Origin of the sequence: Serratia sp. JUb9, assembly GCF_014298095.1 — a bacterium.
GTDB lineage: Bacteria > Pseudomonadota > Gammaproteobacteria > Enterobacterales > Enterobacteriaceae > Serratia_B > Serratia_B rhizosphaerae.
Window position 1 is genome coordinate 2,796,083 of sequence record NZ_CP060416.1, and the last position, 16,577, is coordinate 2,812,659.

General features: G+C 57.2%; 12 protein-coding genes and 1 other RNA gene. 7 read left to right on the forward strand and 6 right to left on the reverse strand.

Features of this window, described 5'->3' with window-relative positions; translation table 11 throughout:
- The first annotated feature begins 156 nt into the window (after positions 1–156).
- Both ydiK and rprA read left to right on the forward strand, forming a co-directional pair.
- Positions 157–1,257, forward strand: a complete 1,101-nt coding sequence (ydiK, locus tag HF675_RS13250) for an AI-2E family transporter YdiK (RefSeq protein WP_105230969.1) — start codon at positions 157–159, stop codon at positions 1,255–1,257.
- Positions 1,258–1,511: 254 nt separating this feature from the next.
- Positions 1,512–1,621: antisense sRNA RprA (gene rprA, locus HF675_RS13255), an RNA gene on the forward strand.
- A gap of 109 nt (positions 1,622–1,730) precedes the next feature.
- On the opposite strand, the gene ppsA is transcribed toward rprA, so the two are convergent.
- The gene (ppsA, locus tag HF675_RS13260) at positions 1,731–4,109 is read right to left on the reverse strand and encodes a phosphoenolpyruvate synthase (RefSeq protein WP_105230968.1); all 2,379 of its coding nucleotides are present in this window, start codon (positions 4,107–4,109) and stop codon (positions 1,731–1,733) included.
- A 629-nt stretch (positions 4,110–4,738) separates the two neighbouring features.
- Here ppsA and HF675_RS13265 point away from each other — a divergent pair.
- From HF675_RS13265 to HF675_RS13275, 3 genes are all read left to right on the forward strand, one after another.
- Positions 4,739–5,560, forward strand: coding sequence for a pyruvate, water dikinase regulatory protein (locus HF675_RS13265; protein ID WP_105233309.1), 822 nt, complete (start codon positions 4,739–4,741; stop codon positions 5,558–5,560).
- 177 nt (positions 5,561–5,737) lie between these two features.
- Positions 5,738–6,784: a 3-deoxy-7-phosphoheptulonate synthase gene (locus tag HF675_RS13270; RefSeq protein ID WP_111737174.1), complete on the forward strand. Its 1,047-nt coding sequence runs from the start codon at positions 5,738–5,740 to the stop codon at positions 6,782–6,784.
- A 156-nt stretch (positions 6,785–6,940) separates the two neighbouring features.
- Complete coding sequence (locus tag HF675_RS13275) at positions 6,941–7,327, forward strand: helix-turn-helix domain-containing protein (RefSeq protein WP_061324089.1); 387 nt, start codon at positions 6,941–6,943, stop codon at positions 7,325–7,327.
- Positions 7,328–7,479: 152 nt separating this feature from the next.
- Here HF675_RS13275 and HF675_RS13280 read toward each other — a convergent pair whose 3' ends face one another.
- From HF675_RS13280 to HF675_RS13290, 3 genes are all read right to left on the reverse strand, one after another.
- Positions 7,480–8,472: a zinc-dependent alcohol dehydrogenase family protein gene (locus HF675_RS13280; protein WP_187043168.1), complete on the reverse strand. Its 993-nt coding sequence runs from the start codon at positions 8,470–8,472 to the stop codon at positions 7,480–7,482.
- 121 nt (positions 8,473–8,593) lie between these two features.
- The gene (locus HF675_RS13285; RefSeq protein WP_187043169.1) at positions 8,594–9,523 is read right to left on the reverse strand and encodes a LysR family transcriptional regulator; all 930 of its coding nucleotides are present in this window, start codon (positions 9,521–9,523) and stop codon (positions 8,594–8,596) included.
- Between the two features lie 332 nt (positions 9,524–9,855).
- Positions 9,856–10,764 (reverse strand): LysR family transcriptional regulator, encoded by a 909-nt coding sequence (locus HF675_RS13290; RefSeq protein WP_105230935.1) that lies wholly within the window; start codon positions 10,762–10,764, stop codon positions 9,856–9,858.
- Between the two features lie 121 nt (positions 10,765–10,885).
- Between HF675_RS13290 and HF675_RS13295 the strand changes: the two genes are divergently transcribed.
- The gene (locus HF675_RS13295) at positions 10,886–11,815 is read left to right on the forward strand and encodes an alpha/beta hydrolase (RefSeq protein ID WP_187043170.1); all 930 of its coding nucleotides are present in this window, start codon (positions 10,886–10,888) and stop codon (positions 11,813–11,815) included.
- Positions 11,816–11,961: 146 nt separating this feature from the next.
- On the opposite strand, the gene HF675_RS13300 is transcribed toward HF675_RS13295, so the two are convergent.
- Entirely contained in the window at positions 11,962–13,050 is a 1,089-nt protein-coding gene (locus tag HF675_RS13300) for a YncE family protein (protein ID WP_187043171.1), read from the reverse strand.
- Positions 13,051–13,076: 26 nt separating this feature from the next.
- Positions 13,077–15,269, reverse strand: coding sequence for a ferric-rhodotorulic acid/ferric-coprogen receptor FhuE (fhuE, locus tag HF675_RS13305; RefSeq protein ID WP_187043172.1), 2,193 nt, complete (start codon positions 15,267–15,269; stop codon positions 13,077–13,079).
- Positions 15,270–15,596: 327 nt separating this feature from the next.
- Between fhuE and fepB the strand changes: the two genes are divergently transcribed.
- Positions 15,597–16,577, forward strand: coding sequence for a Fe2+-enterobactin ABC transporter substrate-binding protein (gene fepB / locus HF675_RS13310; protein WP_187043173.1), 981 nt, complete (start codon positions 15,597–15,599; stop codon positions 16,575–16,577).

A 16,577-nucleotide genomic window follows, 5' to 3' on the forward strand; every position in this document is an offset into this window, starting at 1 on the left:
TATCCGCCGGCGCGCTCGCACCCATCCATCAGTATTAATTACCTGTCACACTGTGAAATTTAGCCAAAATGCATCATGATTAACGGGAACAACGGAATTTATCCCCCGCCAATCGCTGGCGGGCGGGTACTGCAAACCATAGGATGAGAGCCCTTCATGACACTCCCACAACCTCGTTACGATTTACCAAGGCTAATTTTTGGCGTGCTGTTTATTGCCATTATGATCATCGCCTGCTTTTGGGTGGTGCAGCCCTTCATACTCGGCTTTGCCTGGGCCGGCATGGTGGTGATCGCCACCTGGCCGGTGCTGCTTAAACTGCAGAAGCTGCTCTGGGGACGGCGTTCGCTGGCGGTGCTGGCGATGACGCTGCTGCTGGTGCTGCTGTTCGTGATGCCGATTGCGCTGCTGGTGAACAGCGTGGTGGACAACAGCGCGCCGCTGGTCGCCTGGGCCAGCACGCCGGGTAAAGTGCATATTCCCGATCTGGCCTGGCTGCACGCGGTGCCGATGATCGGCGACAAACTGTATGACAGCTACCATACGCTGATTCAAAGCGGTGGCGGCGCGCTGATCGCCAAGGTTCAGCCCTACTTCGGCCGTACCGCGACCTGGTTCGCCTCGCAGGCGGCGCATATCGGCCGCTTCCTGATGCACTGTTCGCTGATGGTGCTGTTCAGCGCGCTGCTGTACGCCCGCGGCGAACAGGTGGCGCTGGGCATCCGCCACTTTGCCGTACGCCTCGGCGCCGAACGCGGCGACGCCGCCGTGCTACTGGGCGGCCAGGCGATCCGCGCCGTGGCTCTGGGCGTGGTGGTCACCGCGCTGGTGCAGTCGGTGCTGGGCGGCATCGGGCTGGCGGTCGCCGGCATTCCGGCGGCGGTGCTGCTGGCGGTGCTGATGTTCATCTTCTGCGTCGCGCAGCTCGGGCCGTTACCGGTGCTGGTGCCCGCCATTATCTGGCTTTACTGGAGCGGCGACACCACCTGGGGCACCGTGCTGCTGGTATGGAGCTGCGTGGTCGGCACGCTGGACAACTTCCTGCGGCCAGTGCTGATCCGCATGGGCGCCGATTTGCCGATGGTGCTGATCCTGTCCGGCGTCATCGGCGGCCTGCTGGCCTTCGGCATGATCGGGCTGTTCATCGGTCCGGTAGTGCTGGCCGTCTCCTACCGCCTGCTCACCGCCTGGATGAATGAAACACCGGAGCCGACCGCCGATCTGGAAGAAGTCGCCAAGGATTTGGAAGAGATGTAATTTAATCCCGCCTGCCCGTAATGGGCAGGCGCGTTCACACAATACAATTAACAGCATTCCCCGCCGCACGACAATTCGCATTAATATAAAATCTATTTCGTCATGCCAAATGGCGCGTTAATAAACATGCCGTAAGGATACATGTTCTATTTTCTGTAAATACGAGGGGAAATAATCATTTAATGGTTTAAATTGCAATTATTAGGACAATTCTTAATGACTAAAACGCGCTAAGTGCCTAGTATTATTGCCATATCTTGCTTTAACTCGCTGAAGCCAAGCAAGTTTCCGAACAATGTAATGCCATACATATGAATTGCTGTGTGTAGTCTTTGCCCGTCTTCTTAGATGGGCTTTTTTTTATTCTATTTTTCTCCCCGCTTATTTTCCTTCATCACCAAGTTACATTCAGAAATAAAATAGCCGCAACATTGTTGCGGCTATGGCATTAATCTTAATTTAATTAAAACGGCTTATTTTTGTTGCGCCAAATTAATCCAGGTCTGCACCACGGTATCCGGGTTCAGCGACAGGCTGTCAATGCCCTGCTCCATTAACCACTCGGCAAAATCCTCATGGTCGGAAGGCCCCTGTCCGCAGATGCCGACATACTTGCCGTGGCGCTTGGCCGCCTGAATCGCCATCGCCAGCAGCGCTTTCACCGCTTCGTTGCGCTCATCAAACAGTTCCGATACCACGCCGGAATCGCGGTCCAGGCCCAGGGCCAGCTGCGTCATATCGTTGGAACCGATGGAGAAACCGTCGAAGTGCTCCAGGAACTGATCCGCCAACAGGGCGTTGGACGGGATTTCGCACATCATGATCACTTTCAGACCATTTTCACCGCGCTTCAGCCCCTGCTGCGCCAGTTCGGCCACCACCGCTTCCGCCTGCGCCACGGTACGCACGAACGGCACCATGATTTCAACGTTGGTCAGCCCCATCACGTTGCGTACGCGTTTCACCGCTTCGCACTCCAGCGCAAAGCAGTCGCGGAAGCTGTCGGAAACATAGCGGCCCGCGCCGCGGAAGCCCAGCATCGGGTTCTCCTCGTGCGGTTCGTATTTATCGCCGCCGACCAGGTTGGCGTACTCGTTGGATTTGAAGTCGGACAGACGCACGATCACCCGCTTCGGCCAGAACGCGGCACCCAGCGTCGCGATGCCTTCCACCAGCCGGCCCACGTAAAACTCGACCGGATCGTCGTAGCCCTGCATCATGCCGCGGATTTCCGCCTGCAGTTCCGGCGTCTGCTGGTCAAATTCCAGCAGCGCGCGCGGGTGCACGCCAATCATGCGGTTGATGATAAACTCCAGACGCGCCAGGCCGACGCCTTCGTTCGGCAGGCAGGCGAAGTCGAACGCCCGATCCGGGTTGCCGACGTTCATCATGATTTTCAGCGGCAGCGACGGCAGTTCGTTGACTTCGGAGCTCTGCACGCTGAAGTCCAGCTCGTCCTGATAGACGTAGCCGGTGTCGCCTTCGGCGCAGGAAACGGTGACCTTCTGGCCGTCTTTCAGCAGGTCGGTGGCGTGGCCACAGCCAACCACCGCCGGGATGCCCAGCTCACGCGCGATGATCGCCGCGTGGCAGGTACGGCCGCCGCGGTTGGTGACGATCGCCGCCGCCTTTTTCATGATCGGCTCCCAGTCCGGGTCGGTCATGTCGGTGACCAGCACATCGCCCGGCAGAATGCGATCCATTTCGCTGATATCGTGGATCACTTTCACCGGGCCGGCGCCGATGCGGTGGCCGATCGCGCGCCCTTCCACCAGCACGTTGCCGCTGCCGTTCAGCTGATAGCGTTCCATCACCTGGCCGTTGGAGCGCACGGTTTCCGGACGCGCCTGCACAATCAGCAGCTTGCCGGTATGGCCGTCTTTGGCCCACTCGATATCCATCGGGCGGCCGTAATGTTTTTCAATCAGCATCGCCTGATGCGCCAGCGCCTGCACCTCGTCGTCGCTCAGCGAGAAACGATTGCGCTGCGCCTCCGGCACGTCTTCAATCTGCACCTGCTTGCCGTGATCCTGCGACGGCGCGTACACCATGCGGATTTTCTTCGAACCGAGGTTGCGGCGCACAATCGCCGGCTTGTTGTTCTGCAGCGTCGGTTTGTGCACGTAGAACTCATCCGGGTTGACCGCCCCCTGCACCACCATCTCGCCCAGACCGAAAGCGGAAGTAATAAACACCACCTGATCAAAACCGGATTCGGTATCGATGGTGAACATCACGCCGGAAGAGGCCAGATCCGAACGCACCATGCGCTGTACGCCGGCGGACAGCGCCACGCCGCGGTGATCGTAGCCCTGATGCACGCGGTAGGAGATGGCGCGGTCATTAAACAGCGAGGCGAACACGTGTTTAATCGCCACCATCACGGCGTCGATGCCCTGCACGTTAAGGAAGGTTTCCTGCTGGCCGGCAAACGAGGCGTCCGGCATATCTTCAGCGGTGGCGGACGAACGGACGGCAAACGAGGCCTCCGGTTCGCCGTCGGCCAGTTGCTGGTAAGCCAGGGTGATTTCGCGCTCAAATTCCGGGTGGAACGGCGTATCAATAATCCATTGGCGGATCTGCGCGCCGGCCTGCGCCAGCTGCGTGACGTCATCAACGTCGGTGTGATCCAGCAGCTGGTAAATGCGTTGGTTAACGCCGCTTTGTTCCAGGAAATCATTAAACGCCTGTGCGGTGGTGGCAAAACCGTTTGGCACGGCCACGCCCAGATCGGAAAGATTGGTGATCATTTCACCAAGCGAGGCATTCTTGCCGCCAACGCGGTCAACGTCGTTCATGCCAAGCTGGTTATACCAAAGCACATTACGCAAGTCTGGGCCATTGTTGGGCATCGAGACAATCCTTATTGCTATCAGTAGGGTATAGACGGACTTTAGGCTGCGCATCGGCTGAGCACCGGCCCGGCGTATGCCGGGCCGGTTATTCGCGTTGCTCATCGCTTATTGGTGCCTGAGCGCAGCCTACTTCAATTGCGTTAACTGCTCGTTGGTTTGAGCGCAATCAGACTAGCACAATCATCCATGAGAAATGGAAAGGTGAATCGTTCAACCCAATGAAGAAAATGGATTTTAAGAGTATTACCTAAATGAAACTTTTATGATGGTATCGTTCCCTTTTTAGCTAACCGCTTTTTATTTCAATAAATTACATAATATTTAAACTTTAAATTGAAAAAAGCCGCCCGCCGGCGCGCCAAAGCGCCATTTTCCGCGTCAGTCCCCCCCTCAGTGCCGGAATTGATATTTCATAAAAAAAGAAAAAGTGTTTCAGGCAACGATGGCAGCCGATTATTCCTATTTTTCCCCGTCTCTGCCCATTCCCTGAGCAAGCGTCTCTTGCCGTCACACTTTTTTTGTTAGCCTCTTTACCGCCGAATCATCTGGAGCCCATTATGCTTAACCTTCAGGCAGACCCATTGCCGCAGCAGCAGGATTACTGTTTCTCAATTAAGGAGTCACGGGTGGAAAGAAGCGTTTTCTATATTTCGGACGGCACCGCCATTACCGCAGAGGTATTAGGCCATGCGGTGCTGTCGCAGTTCCCGGTCACGGCGACCACCTATTCGCTCCCCTTTGTCGAAACCGAGGCGCGGGCGCGCGCCGTCTGCCAGCAAATCAACGATATTTACCAGCAGACCGGCGAACGCCCGCTGGTGTTTTATTCGATTATTTCGCCGGAAGTGCGTCAGGTGATCGTGCAGAGCGAGGGCTTTTGTCAGGATATCGTACAGGCGCTGGTCGGCCCGCTGCAGCAGGAGCTGAACGTCGACCCGACGCCGGTGCCGAACCGCACCCACGGGCTGACCGCCAGCAACCTGGGCAAATACGACGCGCGCATCGCCGCCATCGACTACACCCTGGCGCACGACGACGGCATCTCGCTGCGCAATCTCGATCAGGCGCAGGTGATCCTGCTGGGCGTCTCCCGCTGTGGCAAAACCCCCACCAGCCTCTACCTGGCGATGCAGTTCGGCATCCGCGCCGCCAACTACCCGTTTATCGCCGACGATATGGATAACCTGCAGCTGCCGGCAGCGTTGAAGCCGTTCCAGCACAAGCTGTTCGGCCTGACCATCGACCCGGAGCGCCTGGCCGCCATTCGCGAAGAGCGGCGGGAAAACAGCCGCTACGCCTCGCTGCGCCAGTGCCGCATGGAGATTGCCGAAGTGGAGGCGCTGTTCCGTAAAAATCAGATCCGCTATCTGAACAGCACCAACTATTCGGTAGAGGAAATCTCCACCAAAATCCTCGATATTCTCGGCATGAGCCGCCGCATGTTCTGATCGCCCCGCATTTGTCACGCCGCACGGGCGGCGTGACGGTATGCAACGCCATTTTTTACCGCCTCAGGTCAATAAATCTCGTTTTGTACGGTTGAAATCAGCCGCTTTTGCGTTATTGTGATCGTCATCACTTCCCGGTACTCCTGCCGTAGAGAAGAAACAGATTCAGAGAACGTCATGCACAAAACAGATGAACTGCGGACCGCGCGCATCGACAGCCTGGTTACGCCGCAAGCGCTGGCGGACAAGTTGCCGATTTCTGCGGCGGTTGCCGATAACGTGACAGCGTCACGCAAACGTATTGAACGGATCCTGTCAGGCGAGGATAAACGCCTACTGGTGGTGATCGGCCCCTGCTCGATTCACGACCTCGACGCCGCGCTGGACTACGCCGGCCGCCTGAACGCCCTGCGCGAACGCTATCAGGACCGGCTGGAAATCGTGATGCGCACCTACTTCGAGAAACCGCGCACCGTGGTGGGCTGGAAAGGCCTGATCTCCGACCCGGCGCTGGACGGCAGCTACCAGGTCAACCGCGGCATTGAAATGGCGCGCAAGCTGCTGCTGGACGTCAACCAGCTCGGCCTGCCGACCGCCACCGAATTTCTCGATATGGTGATCGGCCAGTATATTGCCGATCTGATCAGCTGGGGCGCCATCGGCGCGCGCACCACCGAAAGCCAGATCCACCGTGAGATGGCCTCGGCGCTCTCCTGTCCGGTCGGCTTCAAAAACGGCACCGACGGCAATACCCGTATCGCCATCGACGCCATCCGCGCCTCGCGCGCCGGTCATATGTTCCTCTCGCCGGATAAAAACGGCCAGATGACCATTTACCAGACCAGCGGCAACCCGTACGGCCATATCATTATGCGCGGCGGCAAAACGCCGAACTACCACGCGACGGATATCGTCGCCGCCTGCGACAGCCTGCGCGAGTTCGACCTGCCGGAGCACCTGGTGATCGATTTCAGCCACGGCAACTGCCAGAAGCTGCACCGCCGCCAGCTGGACGTGGCGGAGAACGTCTGCCAGCAGATCCGCGCCGGCTCCTCCGCCGTCGCCGGCGTCATGGCGGAAAGTTTCCTGGTGGAAGGCACGCAGAAAATCGTTGCCGGGCAACCGCTGACCTACGGCCAGTCCATCACCGACCCGTGCCTCAGCTGGTCAGACAGCGAACAGCTGCTGGCAATGCTGGCGGACGCGGTGGACACCCGCTTCTGACAGATTCCCGGCCGGGGTTGCCGCCCCGGCCTGCCCGCAACGCATCATGCTCCGTCTGTTCGCCAATGTTTTTACCCCAACCCCATTTTTACGATAAATCCCCGACGCAGGTTTAAGGCATACTGCAGGCTGTTTCAATCAGCCTTGACAGCCGACATGACCGAACAACTTCATATAACACTTGTCGTGGAGCTCAGCCGTTGGATAGAAAACCACCTTGGCCGGGCCATTCAGTTACCCGAACTCGCCGCCTACTCCGGCTATTCGTTATGGTATATGCAGAAGGTTTTTAAGGAGATTTCCGGCTATTCGCTGGGACGTTACATCCGCGAACGCCGGCTGATGGGTGCGCTGCGCAAGCTGCGCTTTTCCGAGCAGAGCCTGTTTGATATCGCCATCGATTTTGGCTTCGGCTCGCAGTCGCACTTTTGCTATATGTTTAAAAAGCGCTTCGGCTTCACCCCGTCCGAGCTGCGCAGCTCGCCGGCGCTGCCGGTCACGCTGACGCCGCCGCTGCATGAGCAGCTGCCGCAGGCCGCCTAAACCGGTTATCACCCGCACACGATGTCTGTCAGTCGCGGGTAACCTGAATGGCCGTAAACGCCCGGCACTTCTCTGTCGCCTCAATGACCGGCAATTGCAGGAGCCGTTCACGCGCCCCTGCAATTGCGCTTATAAAGCGTGGGAGAGCGGTTTTATCCCACGGTCACGATTATTTTACCGACCTGACCGTTTGCTTCCATATAGCGATGCGCATCTGCGATATCTTCAAGCCTGAAGGTTTTATCGATGACCGGTTTCAGTTTGCCAGAACGCAAACCTTCTGAAACGAAGGTTTTCGCTCGCTCCATTTTTTCCGCGTCGGTGGTGATTTCGAACAGCTCATAGCCGCGTAGCGTGAGATGTTTACCGAGAATATCGAATACAGGCACCAGCATGTCACGGCTGTCGAGCGCACCGTACTGGAAGTACATACCTTGTGGTGCCATGATTTGAGTCAACTTTGCCACGTCCGGGCCACCAACAGGATCAAAAACAATGTGCACACCTTCGCCATGTGTCGCCCGGTTGATTTCAGCGACCATATCCTGCTCCGCAGTCGCGATCACAGCGGCCGCCCCTGCTTGCAGAAGCATGTCGCGTTTTTCGCTGGTTCGGGTCAGGGCAACAGGTTTGGCGCCCAACATGTTCGCGATCTGAATAGCTGCCAGGCCAACGCTGCTTGATGCTGCGCGGATAATAACATTCTGCCCGGCCTGCAGGTTACCGTATTCAACCAGTGCGCCATAAGCCGTGACGAACATCATCCAGCTTGCGGCCGCTTCTTCGAAAGACAAATTGCCAGGATGTTTCACCACCGCGTGTAGCGGCGCGTTAACACGCTCACCGTACATACCATATTCGTTAAACATGAATGAAGGGATCACGCTGACCACATCCCCTTTGGCGAACCCTTCGACATTCTCACCGACAACCTCAACCACGCCAGCCGCTTCATAACCCAGACGTGCCGGGAATTCGGGGGCAATCACATACTGACCATTTCGGTACATAATTTCAGCACGATTGAGGCCAATTGCATGTACGCGGATTTGGACTTCCCCTGCGGCAGGCGCCGGCACCTCTACATCAACAACCTCAAGAACTTCCGGACCGCCGGTGCGGTTAAACGTGACAACTTTAGACATATATAGACCTCGTCAGTTAGCGGTATACCTTATAGATAGCGTGAAAGGTGTACTCGATTAATCTGCGAACAATCTACGTGGTTGTCACCCGGGTAAAAATAGCCGCTGAGGAACTTCAGTGTTATTCATTCAGTAACAATCTGTCGGTTTCTGCCGATCTGCTGGCAAAAACCTCGCTGAACCAGTCGATAAAGACGCGCACCTGAGGGGAAAGATAGCGCCGGTCCGGATACATCACCGACACGGGTTTGGCAACGGAGGGATACTGCGCCAGGATTTCTTCAAGCTTACCGGAAGCAATATGCGGGGCAAGGGCATCACTGGAGGCCTGGATAATCCCCAGACCGGCCAGGGCGCAGGACAACAGAATATCGGAATTATCGACCAGCATGCTGCTGGCAGGGCGCAGTGAGACCACCTCTCCATTCTCGATAAACTTCCACTCCATCACGTCACGACTGTGTTCGCTGAAGAAGTTAACTGCCCGGTGCTGTTCCAGTTCTGCCAGTGTTGCCGGCCTCCCATACCGCTGCAAATAGGAGGGAGCGGCGCAGGTGGCCATCCTGATATCCCCGAGACGTCTGGAGATAAAGCTTGAATCCTGCAGTTCCCCCAGGCGTACCACACAGTCCACGCCTTCGGCGATCAGATCGTTTTTTTTATCCGATGAAACCAGCACCACGTCAATATCGGGATATAACGACTTGAACTGCGTCAGGTGGGGAATAAGGATGGTATGGGCCAGCGCCAGCGGAACATCAAGCTTGAGCCGCCCACGCGGTGGTAAGGTTGATGAAAAGTTGGCCATCATGCCATCGACTTCAGCCAGAACGTGTTTGGCATGCTGATAAAACTCGTCCCCTTTCGCCGTAATACTCAGCTTGCGGGTGGTACGATGTATGAGTTTTACGCCAAGTTCGTCCTCGAGCTGCTGTATCGCTTTACTCACTGCGGGGCGGTGCAGCTGCAGAATATCAGCAGCTTTGGTGAAGCTGCCCTGCTCAACGACCTGTATAAAAATACTAATATATTCAATTATGTTAGAACGCATATCACTACCGGAGCACCCTCATCTACCGACCGAACCGAGCCGTTTATCATTCAGATTAACCTACCGCAGCATCCGAACGCTTATGCCAGCAAGAAATTAATCGTTGATCCCACTACGTGAATTCTAACCTATATCCTTCAGAACCGATCCACGAGACAGACAAGAGCAAAGTGACCCAAGTATACCCCTGCTTCCGACCTGTAGTGCTTCGCGCTTCGGCACCAGGCAGCCGTAAGCGGGCAAGCTAACGGAGCTGAAGGTCCGCTGTGAGCGAGGAGCGGACGTTAGGCCTGAAAAACATTCTGAACAACAGAGCTTGGGATACGCCTGCCTTATTCCCAAGGCGCTCCCTGCTCCCAGCTTTCAATAAGCAGGTCAATAAAAGAGCGAATCCGCGGTGATAAATGCCGCTTACTGGGATAAATCACCCGAATAGGTTCCGGTGGAATAGGATATTCCTCAAGAACGGGTATCAATCTTCCGCTACGCAAATCCTCACCGAGCAAATAGGTTGGTAAGTGGACTATTCCAAACCCGGCAATAGCCGATGCACGCATGGCTTCAGAACTGTCGAGGTTAAGTCGCCCGGGTCCTTCATACACAAATGCCCCTTCCGGGGTGGCAAACCGCCAGCTACGTCTTTTCTCTGCACTAAGAAGAAAGATAGTGTCATGGTCGATTAAATCCGCAGGTGTCTTTGGAATACCTCGAGAGGACAAGTACTCAGGTGATGCGCATGTGACAATATGCTGCAACGCTATCGTTCGGGTCAGAATGCGCGAATCATCGCGCGGTTCACCTATGCGAATGGCAATATCAAAACCTTCTTCAATAAGGTCCACAAACCTGTCGCTAAAAGACACCTCCGCGCGAAGTTCTGGCCATTTCTTTAGATAAGCATCCAGAACGGGAAGAATATGTCGCTGTCCAAAAGAGAGCGGCGCGCTAAGCCGGAGAGTCCCCGTTGGCTTAACTCTGCGCATGGCCATGGTGGCATCGACCTCCTCGAGGTCTTCGAGTATCTGACGACAACGATCAAACATTATCCTCCCTTCATCAGTAAGACTCAGACGCCGCGTAGTACGGTTAAGAAGACGAACACCAAGACGTGTTTCAAGCCTGACAATACTTTTGCCAATAGCAGAACGTGTAAGCCCAAGGGAACTCGCCGCATGGGTGTAACTCCCCGCTTTTACCGCAGCGACGAATGCTGCAATATCACCAATACTATTGATCTCCATGCATTATTTCTCTCTTCAAATACGGGCATTAACGCCCCCTGATATGGGAACCATATTCCCCAAATGTTTGTATATCATAGGCTCCTGTCAAATTTAAACGCAAATATACACAGGAGCACTGATGATGAATCAACAAACCAAACAAGCTGTAAAAGAATGGTCAGACAGTCTGGCCGGTCTGGGGCCAATCCTTACAGGTCAGGATACCGTAACGCCGATGAGTGAGGTCCGTAACGCCTACACCCGTATGCTGGCTAAAAATCCTGCACCTGCCGGAGTGAGCTTTAATGAGGTTGATATGGGGGGCGTACCAGGCACTTTGGTTACGCCCGACATCCTTGAAACCGATGCTATCGTTATGTACATCCACGGCGGGGCCTATATTGTCGGTGAACCAGCTGGCTATCACGGTATTGGCGGCAACTACGCCAATATGCTGGGCGCAAGGGTCTACATGCCGGACTACCGACTGGCTCCGGAGTATCCTTTCCCTACGCCAGTTACCGATACGGTTCGTGCCTATGAGTGGTTGATTGAACAAGGCTTTGATGCCAGTAAAATCGTGCTGGCAGGCGAGTCTGCGGGTGGAGCGATGGTTGTTACCGTCATGGTTGCCGCACGTAACAAGGGTCTCCCGCTTCCGGCCGCTGGTGTCTCTATCTCACCATGGGCCAATCTTGAACATACGGGTGTATCCATGACCAATAGGGAAGGTCTCGATCCCTTAAACACAAAAGCAGGTTTGGATTTTCTGGCGCGCACCTTCCTGGGTGATGCGTTGCCTAACCATCCAATGGCATCACCGGTATTTGCCGATGTGACGGGTCTACCGCCAGTGCTCGTTCAAATTGGCGAAAACGAACTTATGCTGAGCGACGCGATGCGTCTGGCAACGCATCTGGGTGATAACCGCGTTCGTGTAAATCTGGAAGTCTGGCCGGGTATGTTCCACGCTTGGCATTTCTTCTCAACGCTGCAGCCAGAAGCGGTACAGGCTCTCGAAAGTTCAGTCGCCTTTATGAAGCAAGCCCTGCAGGATGCATCCAAGTAATTACCCATGATGATTGCTTAAAAAACGGGCGCATCTTATTGCGCCCGTCAGAAGTGAAAATGACATATTTATAGAAAAACTTTCTTTATCCCCCGTTCTTACCTCACATATGGCCTAACAGGTTCTGCAATTATTTTTTATAAGCGTTATTGATTCAGCGGCACCCGCACAATGCTGTCCGGCCCCTGGGTCGAGCCGTCCTTGTTGAACGCCTGCTTCACCGTGACGTACAGGGTTTGTCCGTCAGCGGACAGCAGCAGGCTGTTCGGGTGCGGCGGCAGGCTGACGCTGCGCTTGGTCGCATAGCTGTGCGCATCCAGGATCAGCAATTTGCCCGATTCGCGCTGGGTCAGGTACAGCTCCTGGCGCTGCGGGTTATACTTGACCGCCAGCGAATCGCCGTTGTCCAGCTGCTTGATTAGCTTGCCGCTGCGGATATCCAGCACCAGCGTGGTTTTGGCTTTGGAATTATCGGTGACGAACAGGCGACCGCCTTGCTTATCTTCCGCCAGATTCAGCAGCAGCGCCGGCTTCTCACCCAGCGGCTGCCAGCGTTGCTCAATCGCGTAGCTGCGCGGGTTGATCACCAGAATTTCACCGCCGCCGTTGGCGGCATACAGACGTTGGGTCTGCGCGGAATAGTGCAAACCGGTGACCCATTTCCCAGCGTTATTAATGCGTTTTTTCAGCTTCAGCGTTTTGGCATCCACCACCCAGATCACACCGGGATCCGCCACGCCGCCGATAAACAGCTGGCCGTCATGCCAGAGAATTTCCCGCGCGCCATACGGGAAGCCTTTCTCATTGCGCTCGCTGAACAGCAGACGGCCGGTAATCTTGCCGCTGGCGATATCCAGCGCGCTGACGCCGCCGTCAAGCGAGTTGGTGACGTACAGCGTCTTGCCCTGCGGATCCATCGCCACGCCGAAGTTTTTCAGATCGGTATGGGTGATCCCCAGCACCTTCAGCGTGGCGGGATCCAGCTTATAGATCGCTCCGCCCTGCACGTCCTTAAAACCCTGCGCGCTGGCGACATACAGCGCCCGGCCGTCCGGCGTGAGGGCCATTTCATACAGCCCGTCCCCCAGCGCGTTCTTTTGCAGCTGAGCGCTCTGCGTGACCGCCGCGGCCGGCGTGCCTGTCGCCGTCGCGGATGCGCCGCCGCCCTGCTGGGCGCTGCAACCGGCCAACGCCAACCCCACCAACAACATCAGCGCAGATTTTTTCTTATTCATCGCAAACCTCTTTTTCAGCATAAAAATTAAAAACGGTAGTTGGCGGTCACGGACACGTTACGCGGCGCGCCGTAGACCACGTACTGACTCACACTGGTGTCGTAGCGTTTATCAAACAGGTTGTTCAGGTTGGCCTGCAGCGACAGCTGTTTGGTCAGCTGATAGCGACCGAACAGGTTGACCAGCGCATAACTGCCCTGCTCGGCGTGCAGGGTGCCGTTGCCCTCCGGGCCGGCAACGTCCTGCCAGGTGTGCGTCTGCCAGTTCACCCCGCCGCCAACGGTCAGCTCGCGCAGCGCCGGCGGGTTATAGGCGGCAAACAGCTTCACGCTGGTGCGCGGCAACATCGGATTGACCGCCTCACCCTTGCTGTCCTCCGCCACATAGCGGGTCGCGCCGAAGGTCATCTGCAGGTTGTCGGTCACCGCCCCGTTCACTTCAAACTCGATGCCTTTACTGACGGTGCCCTGCGCCGGGGAGTAAGCGGTTTCGGCGGTGCCGGGGATCACGTGGCCGGTGCTCTGCGCCACGTTGTCCTGCTCGATGCGGAAGATCGCCAGCGAGGTGGTAAGACGGCTGCTCAGCCAGTCGCTTTTCACACCGGCCTCGTAGTTTTTACCGGTGACCGGCGACAGATAGCTGCCGCTGCTGTCGCGGTAAGTTTGCGGCTTGAACACGGAGGTGTAGCTGGCATAGGCGGACCAGCTGTCGTTAATGTCGTACACCAGCCCGGCGTACGGGGTAACGTTGTTCTTCTCCATGTTCTGCGTCAGCGTGCTGGTGCTCCACTGGGTATAGCGCGCGCCGGCAATCAGGTGCAGCGAGTCGGCCAGCGAGAAACGCGTCGCGGCGTAGGCCGATTTTTGATGGATGGTGTCCTGCTGCGCCACGCTCATCTCGCCCCAGTCGCTTTCCGGGAACTGGCTGTTCCAGTGATTAAAGTTGCCGACGTCGTCGGGCGACAGGTTGGCGAAAGCGTTCAGGTAGCGGTTGGTCTGCCGGCTGTAGCTGACCCCGGCCATCAGCTGGTGCTGGCGGCCGAACAGCTGATACGGCCCGCTGGCGAAGGCGTCGATGGCATGCACCTTGCGCGTGCCGGTGTTGTAGCCGGTGCCGCCGACCACCGGGTAGTTCGGATAGGAACTGACGCCGATACCGCTGTCGCGGTCAAAAAAGCCGTCGATATACAGCATCTTGCTGTCGAGCTTGGTTTCGGTGTGGGTGCCGTTCAGGGTGAACTGCCAGCCGTTGTCGAAGCGCTGCTTCAGCGTGGCGAACAGTTTGCGCGACTGCTTGTCGTTGTAGGCCCAGTCCGGCGCGGTATTGAACGAGCGTGAATAGTCGGTTTTGCCGCCGTCGCGATACCAGCGCGGCACGCCGCCCCAGGGCGGATTGTCGGCGTTGGTTTCCTGATACTCGTAGCCCGCCGACAGCGTGGTGCTGTCGGTCAGATCGGCATCCACCACGCCGTAAATAAACTTCTTGTTGGTGCTGTAGCGGTCGATATAGCTGTCGTTATCCTGATAGCCGGCCACCATGCGCCCGCGCACATTGCCCGATGCGGTCAGCGGCGCGGAAAGATCGAGCACATAGCGCTGCTTGTTCCAGCTGCCGTAGCTGGCGGACACATTGCCGGTAAACTCCCGGCTGTCCGCGTGCTTGCGCACCATATTCACCGCGGCGGACGGGTTGCCCGCGCCGGTCATCAGGCCGGTTGCGCCGCGCACCACCTCGATCCGCTCATACAGCGCGGTATCCGACGCGGAATCCCCCAGATTCCAGCGCTCCTCAAACACCGTGGGGATATCATCCACCATGTAGTTATCGATCAGGAAGCCGCGCGAATAGAAGGTGCTGCGGTCAAAGTCGGCCACTTTCTCCGTCACTCCGGTGGTATTTTTCAGCACGTCCCCCAGCGTCTGCATCTGCTGGTCCTGCATGCGCGGCTGGCCGATAACGCTGACCGACTGCGGGATATCGCGCGCGGTCAGGTTCATCTTGGTGCCCGCCCGGGTGATCGGCACGCTGTAATCCTGCTGCGCCGCCTCATCGTCGCCTGCTGCGGCCTCCACCAGGATGTTGTCCTCCTGCTCCGTCTCCTGCGCGGCGGCATCCGGCAGGTGCAGCGCGGCGGCGACCAGAACGGCAATCCCTGACAGCGCCGGCATCATCCGGCCGCCAGAGGTCAGGAGACGGCCACGGCGTTTAGCCATAATCATTATTTTATCCTTCGGGGTTTTATTATTGTCAGTGAGCGGAATACGCCGGCGTGATTGCCGCCGCGCCGTTCCGCCGATATTCCCTGTGTCCGTGCTGAATCATCCGCAAAAACGGCGATTCCGGTGTTGATGTCTTTCCCTGAGGCATATTAATTGACGCGATAGCACAAACGCCCTCGCGAAGTAATACGAATGAGAACTATAATTATTTGTATTGTTGATGTAAAAACATATTGCAAAAAACCATTAGTCAGCTAGCCATTGCCCAGCAACCAGCCACCCTGACGTGATTTATTTTTCCGCCTCGATATCAAGGAGTGACCGGCCGTGCAGCCCTCGCGTTTATTTCCGCTGTTTTCCACCCTACTGACTTTTCTACTGCTGCTCGCCAGCCCGCCAGGCCGCGCCGCGGACGCCGGCTGGCCGCGCACCCTGCATACGCCACGGGGCGACGTGGTGCTGCAGCAACCGCCGCAGCGCATCGTCTCCACCAGCGTAACGCTGACCGGTTCGCTGCTGGCGATTAACGCTCCGCTGGTCGGCTCCGGCGCCACCGCACGCAACTCGACGGTGGCCGACGCTCAGGGCTTTTTCACCCAGTGGAGCCAGGCCGCGCAGGCGCGCCGGCTGAAGCCGCTGTATATCAGCGAGCCCAATGCCGAAGCGATCGCCGCCGAAACGCCGGATTTAATCGTGATGTCCGCCACCGGCGGCGATTCCGCGCTGAAGCTGTACGAACAGCTGTCGAGCATCGCCCCGACGGTGGTGATTGATTACGGCAATATCAGCTGGCAAGGTCTGACTCAGCAACTGGGGGAAATAACCGGCCATGAGGCGGATGCGCAGGCCGCCGTCACGCGCTTCGAGCAGCGGGTGGCGGCGCTGAAGCAGCGTATCGCCCTGCCGCCGCAGCCTACCTCGGCGCTGGTGTATTACGAGGACGGTCGCGGGATGAATATCTGGACGCCGGCGTCGGCGCAGGGTCAGCTGCTGCAGGAGCTGGGCTTTACCCTCGCGCCGCTGCCGCCGGACATCAGCGGCAACCACACGCAGGGTAAACGCAACGATATTATTCAGCTCAGCGGGGAAAAAATGGCGCGCGCGGTCAGCGGCGCCACCATACTGCTGTTTTCCGCCGACGGGCGGACGGTGAAGAAGTTTACCGGCAACCCGTTCCTGTCGCAGCTGCCGGCGGTGCGCCAGCAGCGGGTTTACGCCATGGGGCTGGATACGTTTCGGCTGGATTATTACAGCGCCAACAACCTGCTGGACTATCTGGAACGGCAGTTCGCCAACGCGGAGTCGTAA